Consider the following 16,442-nt stretch of genomic DNA (forward strand, 5'->3'; position numbering starts at 1 on the left):
GTGCAGGCCATTTTCACCGACCCGCTGCTCATCCTGCCGCTGATCGCCGCCTTCTTCGTCATCCGCCTGTTCAATCCGGCGCTCTCGGTGCTGGCGGTCCTGATCGGCGGCGGCGCTGCCGCCTTCCTCACCGGCCGGGTCGGTGGCCTGCCGACGCCGGAGCTTTCGACTTTGACGCTGATTGCGCCGCAGTTCACCGTCACGGCGATCATCGGCCTGGCGCTGCCGCTTTATCTGGTCACCATGGCCTCGCAGAACCTGTCCGGCCTCGCCGTGCTGAGGGCCGCGGGCTACCACCCAGAACCCGGCCCGCTGATCGGCGTCACCGGCCTGCTTTCGCTGCTGTCGGCGCCATTCGGGGCCTCGACCACCAATCTGGCGGCGATCTCGGCGGCGATCTGCACCGGCCCCGACGTCCATCCCGATCCGGGCGAGCGCTGGAAGACCGGTCCCTTCTACGCGCTTGCCTATCTCGTCTTCGCCATTTTCGGCGCCTCGCTGGTGGCGATCTTCGCCGTGCTGCCGCAGAGCCTGATCGTGCTGGTTGCCGGACTGGCGCTGATGGCACCGCTCGCCAACGCGCTGTCGATCGCCTTGAAGGAAGACGGCGAGCGCATGGCCGCCACCGTCACTTTTGCCGTCACCGCCTCGGGGCTGACGCTGTTCGGCGTCGGCGCGGCGTTCTGGGGCCTGATTGCGGGCCTGGTCATCCTTTTCCTTGAAACTCTCAAAAAGCGATAATCATTTCAGCTGCTTGTCCGGTTTTGGCTGACACTGTCTTGAATCGCCGTTTTTCCCTTCCCATTTCGATTCCACGCAGCCGGGATTGGCTGTCTCCAACTGAAGGATTGGGAGAAAATGAACACATCTGCATTGATCCGTCCGGCCTGGACGCCGGCAACCATCGCACTGATGGTGATCGGCTTCATGGTGTTCTGGCCGCTCGGCCTCGCCATGCTCGCCTACATCATCTGGGGCGACCGGCTTGAAGGCTTCAAGCGCGACGTCAACCGCGCCACCGACGGCATCTTCGCCGGCTGCCGCCGCAGTTCCGACAAAGCGGCGCGCTGGGGCCACGGCTCCGCCCGCACCGGCAACGTCGCTTTCGACGACTGGCGCGAAAAGGAACTCGAGCGGCTCAATGAAGAGCGCCGCAAGCTCGACGAGATGCTGAGCGAGTTCGACGAATATGCCAGGGAACTGCGTCGCGCCAAGGACCAGGAAGAGTTCGACCGCTTCATGGCGAACCGCAACAAGTCGACGTCGCCTACAACCGGTGGATCAACCGGCTCGACGGGGACCGGCAAACGCGGTGGCAAATCCACGCCAGGCCTACTGGACGAGTAAGGCACTTGCCCCGATAAATAATCAAAAAACGGCGTCGCGTCAGCGGCGCCGTTTCTTTTATGTTCTATTCGTTTTCCTCGAATCACGTATCGTCGCCCCATGTCATTCGGCTTCTTCCGCAACCTGACCAAACCCAGGCCCGCCCCCGTCGTGGAGCGAGAGCATTGTGTTGCCGGCCGCACGCTGCCGCTCAAGATCGTCGAGAGCGACCGGGCGCGGCGCCTGACGCTGCGCATCGATTCCGGCGGCCGTGGCTTGCGCATCACCGTGCCGCCGGGCTTGCGCCGTGGCGAAGTCGAAAAATTCCTGGACCGCCATCAGGACTGGCTGGAGCAGCGGCTGGCCAAGGTGCCCAACCGGCCGCAGGTGCGGCCCGGCATCAAGGTACCGGTGCGCGGCGTGCCGCATCGCATCGTTCATGAGCCTTCGAAACGCGGGACCGTCACGCTGTCGCGCGACGAGCGCGGTCCGCTGATGATCGTGCATGGCGATCGCGTGCACCTGCCGCGCCGCATCGCCGATTTCCTCAAGCGCGAAGCCAAGCGCGAGATCGAGGCGCTGGTGGTCAAGCATACAGGCGCGGTCGGCAAGCGCGCCAAGGCGATCCGCTTCAAGGACACGTCGAGCCGCTGGGGATCGTGCACCTCCGACGGCAATCTGTCCTTCTCCTGGCGCATCATGATGGCGCCATCGCCTGTTATAAACTATCTCGTCGCGCATGAGGTGGCGCATCTCAAGGAGATGAACCACGGCCCGAAATTCTGGAAATTGTGCGAGCAGCTTTGCCCCGACACCGAGCGCTGCAAGGATTGGCTCAAGCGCAATGGCGGCGCGCTGCAAGCGATCATGTTCGAGTAGATCGCCCGATCAATCGTCGTTGGCGGCGTTCAGCTCTTCGGGACGTAAGCCTTCGTCGGTATGGCGCGGCCATGGCAAGAAATTCTTCTCGAAGCCATCGTTGCTGAAATAGGCCAGCGCGCGATGTGCCTCGGCGCCGTTGAAGGCGGCCTTGTCCATCAGATGAGCGATGACCTCGTGGGCCTGGGCGATCTTTTGCCTGAGTTGGGCGACGGTTTGGTCTGCCATGCTTGTTTGCTCCCGCCTGTACTGTCTGAAGTAAGGTAGCGCGTTCCGCGCTGGTGGCAAACAGGATGCTTTTTCTCGACTCTTTTGCCGTTTCGTGCCAATCCCGCGCCATGGCGCTCGACATTAAGATATGCGGATTGAAGACCGACAAGGCATTGGCCGCGGCATTGGCCGGCGGCGCCAGTCATGTCGGCTTTATTTTCTTTGCCAAAAGCCCGCGCTATGTCGAGCCGGCGGAAGCCGGCCGCTTGCGCGGAGCGGCGATCGGCAAGGCCAAGGCGGTTGCCGTGACGGTCGACGCCAGCGACGCGTTTTTGAATGAAATCGTCGGGAAAATGCGCCCGGACATGCTGCAGCTGCATGGTTCGGAAACGCCCGAGCGGGTGGTCGAGTTGAAGGCGCGCTATGGCCTGCCGGTGATGAAGGCGCTGTCGGTCAGCGAGGCTGTCGATCTGAAGCGGCTAAAACCCTTCGTCGGCGTTGCCGACCGCTTCCTGTTCGACGCCAAGCCGCCGAGGGGTTCGGAACTGCCGGGCGGCAACGGCGTTGCCTTCGACTGGCGCATTCTGGCCGGTCTTGACGCAGGCGTCGATTACATGCTTTCCGGTGGGATCAACGCCGCCAATATCGGCGATGCCCTTCTGCTTGCCAACCCGTCCGGATTAGACATTTCCTCGGGCGTGGAAAGCGCGCCGGGCGTCAAGGATCCGGCGCTGATCGAACAGTTTTTCCGGGCCGTCAGGGCAGCACGCGACAACCGCGCCGCCTGAGGATAGAACCCGGAGCATGTCCCGGAAACGTGGAAACCGGTTTTCCGACAAGGACATGCTCCAAACAAGAAGTAGGAGATCGGCGATGGACAAGCCGGCGATACCCAATTCCTTCCGCACCGGACCCGACGAACAGGGCATGTTCGGCATCTTCGGCGGTCGTTTCGTTGCCGAAACGCTGATGCCGCTGATCCTCGACCTGGAACGGCACTGGAACGAGGTCAAGGACGATCCGGATTTCAAGGCTGAGCTAACGGACCTTTCGACCCACTATGCCGGGCGGCCGTCGAAGCTTTATTTCGCCGAAGGCCTGACCAGGCATCTTCGTGAGGTTTCCGCGGCGAAGGGCCTCGGGGGCGGTGCGAAAGTCTATTTCAAGCGCGAGGATTTGAACCACACCGGCTCGCACAAGATCAACAACTGCCTTGGCCAGATCCTGCTGGCCAAGCGCATGGGCAAGAAGCGCATCATCGCCGAGACCGGCGCCGGCCAGCACGGCGTGGCGTCGGCCACGGTGGCGGCGCGTTTCGGCTTTCCTTGCGTCGTCTATATGGGCGCAACCGACGTCGCCCGGCAAAGCCCGAACGTCTTCCGGATGAAGCTGCTCGGCGCCGAGGTGCGGCCGGTGACAGCAGGCCACGGCACGCTCAAGGACGCCATGAACGAGGCCCTGCGCGACTGGGTGACGAATGTCGAGGATACCTATTACCTGATCGGCACCGCCGCCGGCCCGCACCCCTATCCGGAGCTGGTGCGCGACTTCCAGTCGGTGATCGGCACCGAGGCGCGCGCGCAGATCCTCGAGCAGGAAGGCCGGCTGCCGGACACCATTATCGCCTGCGTCGGCGGCGGTTCCAACGCCATCGGCCTGTTCCACCCCTTCCTCGATGACAAAGAGGTTCGCATCATCGGCATCGAGGCCGGCGGCCGCGGTCTGGACGGCATCGAGCACTGCGCCTCGATGAGCGCCGGCGCGCCCGGCGTGCTGCACGGCAACCGCACCTACCTTCTGCAGAATGCCGACGGGCAGATAATGGACGGGCATTCGATCTCGGCCGGCCTCGATTATCCGGGCGTCGGGCCGGAGCATTCCTGGCTGCGCGACAGTGGCCGCGTCGACTATGTGCCTGTTCTCGACGATGAGGCGCTGGAGGCGTTCCAGCTGACGACGCGCGTCGAAGGCATCATTCCGGCGCTCGAATCTGCCCATGCCATCGCGCATGCGGTGAAGATCGTGCCCGCCATGGACAAGGACCAGATTGTCATCGTCAACCTGTCCGGCCGCGGCGACAAGGACGTGCATACGGTGGCCAATATGCTGGGCATGGAGATCTGATCATGACCACCCGCATCGACCGCCGCATGGCCAAGCTGAAGGCCGAAGGCCGCCCGGCGCTCGTCACCTATTTCATGGGCGGCGACCCGGACTACGACACCTCCCTGTCGATCATGAAAGCGCTGCCCGGCGCCGGCAGTGACATCATCGAGCTTGGCATGCCGTTTTCCGATCCGATGGCCGACGGCCCGGCAATCCAGGCGGCCGGCCTGCGGGCGCTAAAAGGCGGCCAGACGCTGGTCAAGACGCTGAAGATGGCGTCGGAATTCCGCGCCGGAGACAATGAAACGCCGATCGTTTTGATGGGCTACTACAATCCGATCTACATCCACGGCGTCGACCGCTTCCTGAGCGACGCGCTGGCCAGCGGCATCGACGGGCTGATCGTCGTCGACCTGCCGCCGGAAATGGATGAGGAGCTGTGCATTCCGGCACTGAAGGCCGGCATCAATTTCATCCGGCTGGCGACGCCGACCACCGACGACAAGCGCCTGCCCAAGGTGCTGCAGAACACCTCCGGCTTCGTCTACTACGTGTCGATGACCGGCATCACCGGTTCCGCACTTGCCGACACCGGCAAGGTGGCGGCAGCGGTCACGCGCATCAAGGGCCATACCGACCTGCCGGTCTGCGTCGGCTTCGGCGTCAAGACCGCCGAGCAGGCGCGCGTGATCGGCGCCAATGCCGATGGCGTCGTCGTCGGCACCGCGATCGTCAATGCGGTCGCCAATGTTCTGGGGCCGAAGGGCGAAAAAACCGCCGACCCGGCCGAGGCGGTCGCCACGCTGGTCAGCGGGCTTTCGCAAGGCGTGCGTGCGGCTCGCCTTGCTGCCGCCGAATAGTCTTCCTACGTCTTCGTCAGGACAGGAGCCGAAGCGATGAACTGGATCACCAACTACGTTCGCCCGAAGATCAATTCGATGCTCGGCCGGCGCACCGACATGCCTGAGAACCTCTGGATCAAGGATCCCGAGACCGGCGAGATGGTCTTCCACAAGGATCTGGAGCAGAACCAGTTCGTCATCCCATCCTCCGGCCACCACATGAAGATCTCGGCCAAGGAGCGGCTGAGATTCTTCATGGACGACGGGAAGTACGAGACGCTCGAAAATCCCAAGGTGGTGCAGGACCCGCTGAAATTCCGCGACGAGAAGCGCTACACCGACCGGCTGAAGGACGCCAAGGCCAAGACCAGCCTGGAAGACGCGATCATCAATGCGCTGGGCACCGTCGAAGGCCTGCCGGTGGTGGTGACCGTGCAGGACTTCGCCTTCATGGGCGGCTCGCTCGGCATGGCCGCCGGCGACGCCATTGTTCGTGGCTTCGAGGTCGCCTTGCAACGCAAGCGGCCGCTGATCCTGTTCGCGGCCTCCGGCGGCGCCCGCATGCAGGAAGGCATCCTGTCGCTCATGCAATTGCCGAGGACCACGATCGGCGTCGATCGGCTGAAAGAGGCCGGTCTTCCCTATATCGTCGTTCTGACCAACCCAACCACCGGCGGCGTCACCGCCTCCTACGCCATGTTGGGCGACGTGCACATCGCCGAGCCCGGCGCGCTGATCGGCTTTGCCGGGCCGCGCGTCATCGAGCAGACCATCAGGGAAAAGCTGCCCGACGGCTTCCAGCGCTCCGAGTATCTGATGGAGCACGGCATGGTCGACATGGTGGTCTCGCGGCTGGAGATGCGCCAGACGATTGCACGGCTCCTGAAAATGCTGCTCAAGCTGCCGGAAGAGCAAAAGCCGATGGAACCGGAAATCCTGCCGCCGGCGGCGATCCCGGCGGAAGCACGCCCGCAAGCCTGACGCGACATCCTTCGTCGCGAACCGCGATTGCGCGCCATCTGTGGCGCGCCTAGGATTCTCCCATGACCACGCTTGCCGCCGACCGCGAAATCGAAAGCCTGATGTCGCTTCATCCGAAGGGCTTCGATCTTTCGCTCGACCGCATTTCGCGACTGCTGGAGCGGCTGGGCAATCCGCAGAACCATTTGCCGCCGGTCATCCACATCGCCGGCACCAACGGCAAGGGCTCCTGCGCCGCGTTTTCGCGGGCGCTGCTCGAAGCGTCCGGCCACCGCGTCCATGTCCACACATCGCCTCATCTGGTGAACTGGCATGAGCGCTACCGGCTGGCCGCCGACGGCGGCGGCAGGCTGGTCGAGGACAAAGTCTTTGCCGACGCCATCGCCCGGGTCGCCAAGGCCAATGAAGGCCAGAAGATCACCGTCTTCGAAATCCTCACCGCGGTCACCTTCCTGCTGTTTTCCGAACATCCGGCGGATGCCGTCATCATCGAGGTCGGCCTCGGCGGCCGCTTCGACGCCACCAATGTCATCACCGAGCCGGCAGTGTCGGTGATCATGCCGGTCTCGCTCGATCACGAATCCTTTCTCGGCGACCGTGTCGAACTGATCGCTGCCGAAAAGGCCGGCATCATCAAGCGCGGTTGCCCGGTGGTCATCGGCGCGCAGGAAAGCGAGACGGCGCTGCAGGTGCTTCTCGAAACCGCCGAGCGGCTCGACTGTCCCGCCTTCGTCTATGGCCAGGATTTCCTCGCCTTCGAGGAAAACGGCCGCATGGTTTATCAGGACGAAGTCGGATTGATGGACCTGTCGCCACCGCGGCTGCCGGGTCGCCACCAGTTCGCCAATGCGGCGGCGGCGATTGCGGCGGTCAAGGCGGCGGGCTTCGAGATCAGCCATCGCGTCGCCGACAAGGCGATGGCCAATGTCGCCTGGCCGGGGCGGATGCAGAAATTGCCGCAAGGCAGGCTGACGGAACTGGCACCGAAGGGCGCCGACATCTGGCTCGACGGCGGCCATAATCCGGGCGCCGGCGTGGTCGTCGCAGAGGCGCTGGCCGAGCAGGAGGAAAAGAACCCGCGGCCGCTGTTCCTGATTTCCGGCATGATCAACACCAAGGACCAGAGCGGTTATTTCAGCGCCTTCAAGGGCTTGGTGCGGCATGTCTACACGGTGCCGGTGAGCCTCAGCGAGGCCAGCGTGCCGAATGACGAACTGGCGGTCCGCGCCGTCGAGGCCGGCCTGTCGGCCGAACCGGTGAGTTCTGTCGCCAATGCGCTGATGCTGCTGCGCGATACCTGGGACGGACCGCCGCCGCGCATCCTGATCAGCGGCTCGCTCTATCTGGCCGGCGCGGTGCTGGCCGAAAACGGCACGCCGCCGGTTTGAGGCTCTGGTTCACCAGGCCATGATGACGGACTTCGTCAAATCACCACGAGGAGTCAGCCATGATCAACGTAAAGCAGCTCGCTCACGTTTGCATCTTCGCAGATGATCTCGAAGTGACGCGAAGCTTCTATCGGGACGTCCTCGGCATGGACACCCAGTTCAACTTCCTGCGCGACGGCAAGATTTTCGGTTTCTACCTTAATTGCGGCAGCCGCAGCCACGTCGAGGTGTTCCAGAAAGACGGGGCCAGCTATAGCGACTTGAACCAGATCGACCACTTCTGCCTTGAAGTGGAAAACCTTGACGCCGCGATCGCCCACGTAAGAGCGAAAGGCGTTGAAGTCACGTCAAAGAAACACGCATGCGATGATACCTACCAGGCGTGGATTCGCGACCCTAACGACGTGAAGATAGAACTGTTTGAATACACTGAGAAAAGTGCGCAGTTCGTCGGAGGCGATCGTATCGCGGATTGGTGATCGCCTCACGCCTATGGCGGAGACGGCCTCGGTGGGGACTACTTCAGCTCAATCTCGATGAAGGCATACTCGCCCTCATTGGCATTGATGACGTCATGCTCCACGCCCTCCTTGCGGAAATAGGGCGCGCCCTTCTTCATTTCGGCGAAGGATTCGCCGTCCTTGGTCAGGAGCTTGAGCTTGCCGTCCATCAGCGGCACGATGACATAGTCGTGGCCATGACGGTGCCAGCCGGTGTTGTCGCCCGGCGCGAAGCGATATTCGGTGACGATGACGCGCTCATTGTCGATGAAGACGGTGGCTTTGGCGGATCCGGTCATGTCGTTCTCCTGCTTTAAGCCAGACAAGAACATGACGCGGTAAGTGGCGAGTGCCAGATCGGCGGATTGGTGACACCAACAAAAAGCCCGGCGCGAGGGCCGGGCTCGTCTGCGAAATTTTCGGTCGGATCAGGCGAGATTGCCGTTGATCCAGTGCGACAGCGCCGTCTTCGGCGCGGCGCCAACCTTCATGTCGGCCATTTCGCCGCCCTTGAAGATCATCAGCGTCGGGATAGAGCGCACGCCGAACTGCGCGGCCAGCTCCGGATTCTCGTCGATGTTGAGCTTGGCGATCTTCACCTTGCTGCCGAGTTCGATGGCGATGTCTTCCAGCGCCGGCGCGATCATCTTGCACGGGCCACACCATTCCGCCCAGAAATCGACCACGACCGGCTCCTTGGCGTCAAGCACATCGGTCTGGAAGTTGCTCTTGTCGACCTTGACGGTGGCCATGCGAAAATCCTTTCGAGAGTTATTGTCGCACCAAATGTGGTGGTGATCGTGGCCTTCTTCAAGCAGCTGTTGTGTCACGCTCCCGTGAGTCGGGCAAGAGCGTCGTCCATGACCGCCGGCGGCAGCTCGATCAGCCGCGGCACTTCAGTGAACAGCAGCGCCGCCGAGACCTCATGCCGGGGGTAAAGCGGCTGGAGCAGCGCGCGATAGAGCGCGAGCTGCAGGACATAGGCCGGTGGAACGTCCGCCAGCGCTGCTGGCGCCGGCCGGTTGGTCTTGTAGTCGACGATCGACACCTTGCCTGATGTGACCGCCAGCCGGTCGATCTTGCCGGAGATGGAGCGCAGCTTGCCCTTGACCTCCAGGCTGCCCATGATCGCGACTTCGGCGCGCGACGATGATGCGAACAGCTGATCGAAGCGGCTGTCGGCAAGTATTGCCGCCACCGAGGCCAAGGCCTTGTCACGCTCGCTTTCTGGCCATTGCGCGCCGGCGCGCTTGAGATAGCGTTCCGCGGCATCCCGGCGTTCGGCCTCGGCAATGCCGGGCAGCATCTGCAACAATTTGTGCAGCGCCAGCCCTCGCATCACGGCAAAGCCAGGTTCCGCCTCGGTGTCCAGCACCGGCGAGCCGGTGTCGATTACGGCTTCCTTGGCCTCATCGATCAGGGCCGAGGCGCCGGAGGGCGACAGCGGTCGCGGCAGATCCTCGAAAGGCGGCAAGGGCTGGAACAGGGTCTTCGGCAACGGCTCGAACTGTTGCGTCTGCCGCGCCTCTTCGGCCGCCGCCTGTGCGACCGGCGGCAATTTTGTCACGTGAAACCGATGCACGGTCTCGCCGGTGGCGGGGTGCAGTCGCTCATCGCTTTCGGGGGCGCCGACCAGCGCGCGGCTGACGATCGAATGCCAGGTACCGGCGTTCGGTGCCCGCTTGCCATGGTAGCCGCAGACGATCAGCCGGTCCTCGGCGCGGGTCATGCCGACATAGAGCAGCCGACGGTATTCGTCGTCGGACAGCTCGCGAGCGCGAACCGAAGCGGCCCGCGAGAATCCATTGGCGACATCGCTGGCCGAGCGCCAGAGATAGCCCTTGCCACCCCAGTGCTCGCCCGAGCCATCGAACGGCATCAGTCGCGGCAGATGCTGGTCGCTGAACGGCGCCGAGCCGCCATCGACCAGGAACACGACAGGCGCCTCCAGGCCCTTGGCGGCATGCACGGTCATGACGCGAACCTCGTCGCGGGTCTGGTCCATTTCGCGCTTGATCTCGGGGCCGGCATTTTCCAGCGTCGACAGGAAGGATTCCAGTCCCGGCAGGCCGGTCCGTTCCCCGGCCAGGCAAAAGCTTAGAAACTCGTCGAGGATGTCGCCGGCCTCCGGCCCGAGCCGCGCGATCATCTTCTTGCGCAGGCCGTCGCGGGCGAGAGCCCCGGCATAGAATTCGAACACCGGCTTGAATGCGGCTTCATCAGACCATGTGTCGAGTTGGGCAACGATTGCGGCCAAGGCAGCGCTTTCGCCGGCTTGCTGCCTGAGCGAAGCGATCAGCGAGAGACCAGACGGCCGCTCGCCCGCCAGCGCGAAAAGCATCTCTTCCGAAACATCGAAAATCGGGCTGCGCAGCACTGCCGCAAGCGACAGATCATCCTCGGGCTGGATGAGAAAGTGGCCGAGCGCGATCAGGTCCTTCACCGCGATATGGCCGGGCAGGCTGAGCCGGTCGGCGCCGGCGACCGGGATGTCGCGGCGCTTCAGCGCACGCGTCAGCGCATGGACAAAGCGATCGCGCTTGCGCACCAGCACCAGCACGTCGCCGGGCCGAAGCTTCTTGCCACGGCCTTCGATGATCTCGCCGGTGCCGATCCAGCCAGCAATGGTCGCCGCCACGTTCTCGGCAACACGCACCGCCGGTGCATGGGCGTGGTCGACGGCCTGCGTCCAGTCGTCGGGTTCGTCGACGACGTCGGCGCCGATCGACGGCCAGACCTCGACATAGCCCGGCGCATCGGTGCGGATCGCCTTGTGATTCAGCGGGTCGGGATCGTGGCTGATGCCGCGCCGCACGATCGGGTCGGCAAAGACACGGTCCACCGCCGCAAGCACGTCGTCGGTCGAGCGGAACGACCAGGTCAGCTTGAGATCGGCGAAGGCGGCGTTGGCGTCGCGCACCCTTCCGGCAAACAGGATCCTTGAGTCGGCAAAGGAGTCGGGCGCCGCTCCTTGAAAGGAATAGATCGACTGCTTTTCGTCGCCGACGGCAAAGACCGTGCGATGAACATTGTCGCGCGCGCCGAGCCCGGCAAAGAATTCCTCCGCCAGCCGCTTAACCACCTCCCATTGGTCGGGGCTTGTGTCCTGCGCCTCGTCGAGCAGGATGTGGTCGATGCCCTGGTCGAGCTTGTATTGCACCCAAGGGCCGGCGTCGGGCCGCGCCAGAAGATTAACCGTTCGGGTGATGAGGTCGTTGAAGTCGAGAAAGCCGCGGGCGCGCTTCAAGTGCTCGTAGCGGGCGATGAGCCAGTCGGCGATGGTCAGCGCGGCACGTGTGCCCTCCAGCATCCTGAACAAGGCCAATCGATCGGAGATTTCGAGGATCGCATCGGCAGCTGAGAGATAGCGCTCGGCAAGATCGGGCAGCCGGTCGAGCAACGCCTTCTTGAATGTCTTTGCCGGCTCATAAGGCTCGCCATCCGCCCGCAGGAAAGCTTTTGCCAGCAGATGCAGCCGGCGAACCGGATCATCCTCGGCGAAGGCAAGACGCGCATAGGGCAGAAGATTGTTCAGCACGATGCGGGCATCGGCGGCTTCGGCAGCGCGGGCAAAGGCGATGAAATAGTCCGGCAGGAAGCCCGGCAGCGGCCAGACGGAGGCCGCCAGGCCTTCGGCGGTCTGGCCGGCGCGAAACCTGAACTCGTCGAACAGCGCCCGGAAGCCATCGCCACCGGCCGCGCTGATGAAGGCGCGCAAGCCGTCGCGCTTGCGCACGATCTCGGCCAGCAATGCGTCGAGCCCATGTTCGCCGCCGCGCTCCAGAATGGTGGCGAATGCCTCTGCCAGTCCCGCATCGCCGGCGGCCGTGCCCGAGATCATGTCACGACGGGCGGCGGCGAAGAGCGACGCCTCCATCTGCGGATCGAGCATTTCGAAATGGGCCGGAATGTTGGCTTCCAGCGGGAACTGGTGCAGCACCGATTCGCAGAAGGCGTGGATGGTCTGGATCTTCAGCCCGCCCGGCGTCTCCAGCGCCTCGGCGAACAGCCGGCGCGCGCGGCGCATGGTTTCGCGATCGGGCTGGCGACCGTCCAGCGCCTCTACCCTCGCCGCCAGATCGACGTCGGCAAGCGCAGTCCATTCCGACAACGTCGAAAACACCCGGTTCGACATGTTGGCGGCGGCGGCACGGGTGTAGGTCAGGCACAGGATCTTCGATGGATCGGTGCCACGCAGCAAGAGCCTGATGACGCGCTGGGCCAGCACATGGGTCTTGCCCGATCCGGCATTGGCCGACACCCAGGCGGAATTTTTCGGGTCGGAGGCGCTTGCCTGGCTGGCGGCGGTATCGGTCGGGATGGGATAGGCCTTCTTCATGCCTCCCCTCCTTCGTCGTCGGCGTCGCCGCCGGCGGACCATTCGAGAACGCGGGCGAGATGGTCGTAGTCGCCATCGGTCTCGCCCTCGCGAAATGGCAGCGCCCGCGACAAATAGCCGGTCGTCGGGTCGGCGTAATGGATCAGCAGTTTTTCCAACCGCGCCCAGGCCTCCTCGGCGAGATCGGCGGCGGTTCGCGGCTTGCGGTTGTATTCGAGGATGGATTCCTCGAATACCTCGCCGTTCGGCTTCAGCCTGACGAAGGCCAGTTGCGACGGCTCGCGCGCGCCAAGCCCCTTGAAGGCCCCGCGCCTCAGCAATGCCCCTTCCAGCGCCAATTGTGGCGACAGCAGCGTGTGCGCCTGCGCCTTGGACGGCGAGGAGCCGGTCTTGTAGTCGAGAATGTCGGCCATGCCGCCGGCCAGCAGGTCGACGCGATCAGCGTAGCCGGACAGCGTCACGCCGGACCGGCCAACGCCGGTTTTCTCGGCGCGCTCCTCGGCGTGCCGCATTGTCACGGCAAGGGCGCGGCCGCGCTCCCATTCGATGATCCCGGCCGCAAGCTTTTCGAAGCGCGGCCACCATACCGCCTCGACATCGTTAGGAAGGGCCGCTTCGGCAAAGCATTGGCGGCCGGCGACGATGAGACCGTCAAGCGCCTCCGGCACAAGCGGATCGGCCACCTTCGCCGAGAAAAGATGCAGGATGGCGTGAAACAGCGTGCCGCGCTCGGCAGCACCCGGGTCGCGGATGACCGGGTCGAGCGGCATCAGGCGCAGGATCCTCCTGGCATAGATCGCGTAAGGGTCGCGGCGCAGCGTCTCGATCTCGGTGACCGAGAAATGCTGCGGCCGCTCAGCCAGCGGCGGCTGCGGCTGCGGTCGCGGCGCGAAATCTCTCCTTTCGCCGGCATCGAGCGCACGTGCCCAGGAAAGGAATTCATCACCACGCCGGCGCAGCACTGCCGCATGGTCCTTGCCGATGAAGGTCAGGAGGCGCTGCAGCCAGCGCGACGGCACCGCCGGCGCGTCGCCCGAGCGGGCGGAGCGCGCCAGCACCACTTTCTTCGCCCCCATCGCCATCTGGAAATCATGGGCGGCCAGGCCGATGCGCCGTTCGGGCGGTTCGAGATCGATGCCGGTCTTCATCAGCCGCGACATGAAGCGGTCGCTCTCCGGCTTGCGCGGCCACACGCCTTCATTGAGCCCGCCGACGACCAGCGTGTCGACGCTCTGCAACCGGGCTTCCAACGCGCCCCAGATGGCGATGTTCCTGTCGGTGCCTTGTGCCGGCTTGACGGTTTCGGGCGCGATCAGCGCCTCCATCACATCGGGCCATTCGTCCGCCGCGAAGGAGAACGACGCCGAGGCGGCGACCAGCCCGCGCAAGAGCTCGGCGAGCTTCTCACCGGCATCGCCCGCATAGAGTTCGCTCAGGCTGCCATCCGCGGTGCGGCCGAGACCTTCGAGCGTGACGACGCTGGCCCGGGTCAATTCGGCAAGATCGGCCTCGGCTTGATTGCGAAAGGCGATCAGCGGCGCCAGCGCCGCGGCTAGGCGGATGAGCAATTTGCGGGCGCCCTCGATGTTGCGCACGGTCAGGCGGGAAAACCAGAAGGGCGGGCGGGCATCGCCCAGGCCGGTGAGACGTATGTCGAAGAGCTCCGGCAACGATGCAATGTCGGGGCGGCCGGTGCCGCCACGCAGCGCCACCAGTTCGATGATCTCCGCCGCATGACGGACGCTTGTGCGTTCCAGGCCGAGGCCAAGCAGCGGGTGCTTGAGCAGCGACAGCAGGGCGACCGGATCGCCGGGCCGGAACGCGGCCTGAAGCGCCAGCCTGAGCAGACTGGCGGCTGGCGTGTTGATGAGCGGCGTGCCGCCCGAATCGTCGGCCACGACCCCAAACCGCAACAGCTCGACCGAGACGCGCCGCGCCAGGGCGCGGTCGCCGGTGACGAGCGCCGCACGCTGGCCGGGCTGCTCGACGGCACGTTTGAGCGCGACGGCGATCGCCACCGCTTCGTCGCGTTCGCCGGCGGCTTCGAGAAGCGTCACGTCGGCGAAGGCATCAGTGATGTCCGCGGCGGCAAAGCCAGCGCGCGTCTGCGCCCATAGCTCAGTGGTTTCGGCCGGCCGCAGCGCCTCGCCGACAAGTGCGGCGCGCAGCGCGAGCGGCCTTTCGGCAACGGCGATTTCCTCGACATCGCCGCGCAGCACGCCGATCTTGCCGACCAGTTTTGCCAGGCCGTATTGCGGATGGCCAAGCAAGGCCGGGCGCGCCCCGGGCGCCGCGATTGCCTGGAATGACGGCTCATCCAGCATCAAATCGAGGCCGGGCAGCACGACGGCGCCGCTGGGCAGGCCGGCGATCACCGCAAGCAATTCGGCGGTGGCCGGAATCGACCCGGTGGAGCCGGCTGCGATCACCGGCCCAGTGGGCGGATTGCGCTTCAGCCGCGCCGCTTCCAGCCTTATCAGCGCATTGCGATGCGCGGCGGGGTTGGAGCGGTTGCGTTCCTCGAGGAGATCCGGCCAGTTTTCGGTGACGATGCTCAGGAAGTCGAGTGTCACTTGCCACCAGCCGGCAAGGTTGCCGGTGACCAGATCGGCGAGCCTGGTCCAGTCCGTGCCTTCGGTCTCGATCTCGTCCATCAGCCGGGCCAGGTCGCGCGCCAGCCAGATGGCGTCGGCGGCGGAGGCCGGCACAACGATCTCCTCATCGAAAAGTGCCGCGACATGGGCAGGCAAGCGGCGCTTCCAGGCGCGCACCAGCGGTGCCAGCAGCAGCAGCCGCTCGATCGCCGCGATCGGCGGCGCGAGATCGATCGCCGCCGATGCGTCGGCCTCGAATGCAGCTTCGTCCTCGTCGAACTCGCCAAGCGGACGGATGACCGGCAGGATCGCCGAGCGGCCACCCAGACGGTCGACGAAGACGCCGCGCAGCGCCCGCGCGGCGCGGCGCGTCGGCACGTAGATGGTGGCGTCGGCCAGCGCCAGCGGGTCGCCGTCGAAGCGGAAACCGGGAACAAGCCGCCCCGACAGCAGGGCCTCGGCCAGCGTCGGCAGAAACGGCGCTCCGGGCGGGATCGAGAAAACGCGGCGGGAGCCGCTCATTTCAACTCAGTGAAGGCGCTGGTCAACTCGGTAAAAGCACTGGGTGACTCAGCGAGAGCAGCGGCGACGGCGGCTTCCGCAAGCGGAATGGCGTCTGGCGTGCCGACGGTGATCCAATGGCCGTGCATCACCGTGCCGAACAGGCGGCCGGCAGCAATGGCCGCATCGAAATAGGCGTTGAGCGAATGCGGACCGGCCGGCGCATCCGCGAAAAGCCTGGGATGGACGATCGCCGCCCCGGCATAGATCAGGCCTGTCGGGTCGCCTTTCGAACGCCGCAAGGCGCCGTCCGGCGCCATCAGGAAGTCCGTGCCGCCGCTGTGTCCGGTTGCTGACTGGAGATCCGCGAGCATCAGCAGAATATCCATTTTCGCCGCGTCCCATGCAAGGGCGAGGCGGGCAAGGTTGGGCACGCCGCTGTCGATCCAGAAGGTGTCGGCGTTGACGATGTAAAAGGGAGCCCCTCCCAGTTCCGGCAAAGCATGGACGATACCGCCGGCGGAATCGAGCAGTCTTTCGCTTTCATCGGAAATGACGACTTTCGGGGCGCGGCGCGCGGCGACATGGGCGACGATCTGTTCGGGGAAATAATGGACGTTGACCATCGCCTTGTCGACGCCGGCCTGCGCCAGGCTGTCCAGGCACCAGTCGAGCAATGTCTTGCCTGATATCTTGACCAGCGGCTTCGGCATCGTGTCGGTGATTGGCCGCATGCGCTTTCCCAGCCCGGCGGCAAGCACCATTGCGGTTTTGAG

Annotated in this window: 15 protein-coding genes; 9 read left to right on the forward strand and 6 right to left on the reverse strand. The window is 64.7% G+C overall.

All coding sequences use genetic code 11. The features are described from left to right. From EOC94_RS34565 to EOC94_RS13845, 3 genes are all read left to right on the forward strand, one after another. Positions 1-741, forward strand: a 741-nt coding sequence (locus EOC94_RS34565) for a benzoate/H(+) symporter BenE family transporter (RefSeq protein WP_245465566.1), incomplete at its 5' end; no start/stop codon positions are given. A gap of 117 nt (positions 742-858) precedes the next feature. Continuing rightward, entirely contained in the window at positions 859-1,347 is a 489-nt protein-coding gene (locus EOC94_RS13840; RefSeq protein WP_095484456.1) for a DUF2852 domain-containing protein, read from the forward strand. 99 nt (positions 1,348-1,446) lie between these two features. Next, positions 1,447-2,205, forward strand: coding sequence for a M48 family metallopeptidase (locus EOC94_RS13845; protein WP_095484457.1), 759 nt, complete (start codon positions 1,447-1,449; stop codon positions 2,203-2,205). A 9-nt stretch (positions 2,206-2,214) separates the two neighbouring features. Here EOC94_RS13845 and EOC94_RS13850 read toward each other — a convergent pair whose 3' ends face one another. Then, positions 2,215-2,433 carry a hypothetical protein gene (locus tag EOC94_RS13850; RefSeq protein ID WP_126103984.1) on the reverse strand — a complete coding sequence of 73 codons (219 nt, stop codon included), beginning with the start codon at positions 2,431-2,433 and terminating at the stop codon, positions 2,215-2,217. 110 nt (positions 2,434-2,543) lie between these two features. Between EOC94_RS13850 and EOC94_RS13855 the strand changes: the two genes are divergently transcribed. From EOC94_RS13855 to EOC94_RS13880, 6 genes are all read left to right on the forward strand, one after another. After that, complete coding sequence (locus EOC94_RS13855; RefSeq protein ID WP_127291464.1) at positions 2,544-3,203, forward strand: phosphoribosylanthranilate isomerase; 660 nt, start codon at positions 2,544-2,546, stop codon at positions 3,201-3,203. An 85-nt stretch (positions 3,204-3,288) separates the two neighbouring features. After that, complete coding sequence (gene trpB, locus EOC94_RS13860; protein WP_126103985.1) at positions 3,289-4,539, forward strand: tryptophan synthase subunit beta; 1,251 nt, start codon at positions 3,289-3,291, stop codon at positions 4,537-4,539. Between the two features lie 2 nt (positions 4,540-4,541). Then, positions 4,542-5,381 (forward strand): tryptophan synthase subunit alpha, encoded by an 840-nt coding sequence (trpA, locus tag EOC94_RS13865; RefSeq protein ID WP_095484461.1) that lies wholly within the window; start codon positions 4,542-4,544, stop codon positions 5,379-5,381. 36 nt (positions 5,382-5,417) lie between these two features. Next, positions 5,418-6,344 (forward strand): acetyl-CoA carboxylase, carboxyltransferase subunit beta, encoded by a 927-nt coding sequence (gene accD, locus EOC94_RS13870; RefSeq protein WP_127291133.1) that lies wholly within the window; start codon positions 5,418-5,420, stop codon positions 6,342-6,344. Positions 6,345-6,406: 62 nt separating this feature from the next. Then, on the forward strand, positions 6,407-7,732 hold the full coding sequence (locus tag EOC94_RS13875; protein WP_127291135.1) for a folylpolyglutamate synthase/dihydrofolate synthase family protein: 1,326 nt from the start codon (positions 6,407-6,409) through the stop codon (positions 7,730-7,732). 59 nt (positions 7,733-7,791) lie between these two features. After that, positions 7,792-8,211, forward strand: a complete 420-nt coding sequence (locus EOC94_RS13880; RefSeq protein WP_127291137.1) for a VOC family protein — start codon at positions 7,792-7,794, stop codon at positions 8,209-8,211. A gap of 38 nt (positions 8,212-8,249) precedes the next feature. Here the strand turns inward: EOC94_RS13880 and EOC94_RS13885 are convergent, their stop codons facing one another. The 5 genes from EOC94_RS13885 to EOC94_RS13905 all read right to left on the reverse strand — a co-directional run bounded on the left by EOC94_RS13885 (position 8,250) and on the right by EOC94_RS13905 (position 16,430). After that, positions 8,250-8,531 carry a cupin domain-containing protein gene (locus EOC94_RS13885; protein WP_065011517.1) on the reverse strand — a complete coding sequence of 94 codons (282 nt, stop codon included), beginning with the start codon at positions 8,529-8,531 and terminating at the stop codon, positions 8,250-8,252. Positions 8,532-8,660: 129 nt separating this feature from the next. Continuing rightward, positions 8,661-8,984 carry a thioredoxin gene (gene trxA, locus EOC94_RS13890; protein WP_027152031.1) on the reverse strand — a complete coding sequence of 108 codons (324 nt, stop codon included), beginning with the start codon at positions 8,982-8,984 and terminating at the stop codon, positions 8,661-8,663. Positions 8,985-9,058: 74 nt separating this feature from the next. After that, a complete protein-coding gene (gene addA / locus EOC94_RS13895; protein ID WP_127291139.1) occupies positions 9,059-12,571 on the reverse strand; it encodes a double-strand break repair helicase AddA in 3,513 nt (1,170 codons plus the stop codon). Beyond that, positions 12,568-15,687, reverse strand: a complete 3,120-nt coding sequence (gene addB, locus EOC94_RS13900) for a double-strand break repair protein AddB (protein ID WP_127291141.1) — start codon at positions 15,685-15,687, stop codon at positions 12,568-12,570. Before addB ends, addA begins: the two co-directional genes overlap by 4 nt. Continuing rightward, on the reverse strand, positions 15,684-16,430 hold the full coding sequence (locus tag EOC94_RS13905; protein WP_127291467.1) for a nucleotidyltransferase family protein: 747 nt from the start codon (positions 16,428-16,430) through the stop codon (positions 15,684-15,686). Before EOC94_RS13905 ends, addB begins: the two co-directional genes overlap by 4 nt. Positions 16,431-16,442 lie beyond the last annotated feature (12 nt).

This window comes from Mesorhizobium sp. M6A.T.Ce.TU.016.01.1.1, assembly GCF_003997065.1.
Lineage (GTDB): Bacteria > Pseudomonadota > Alphaproteobacteria > Rhizobiales > Rhizobiaceae > Mesorhizobium > Mesorhizobium mediterraneum.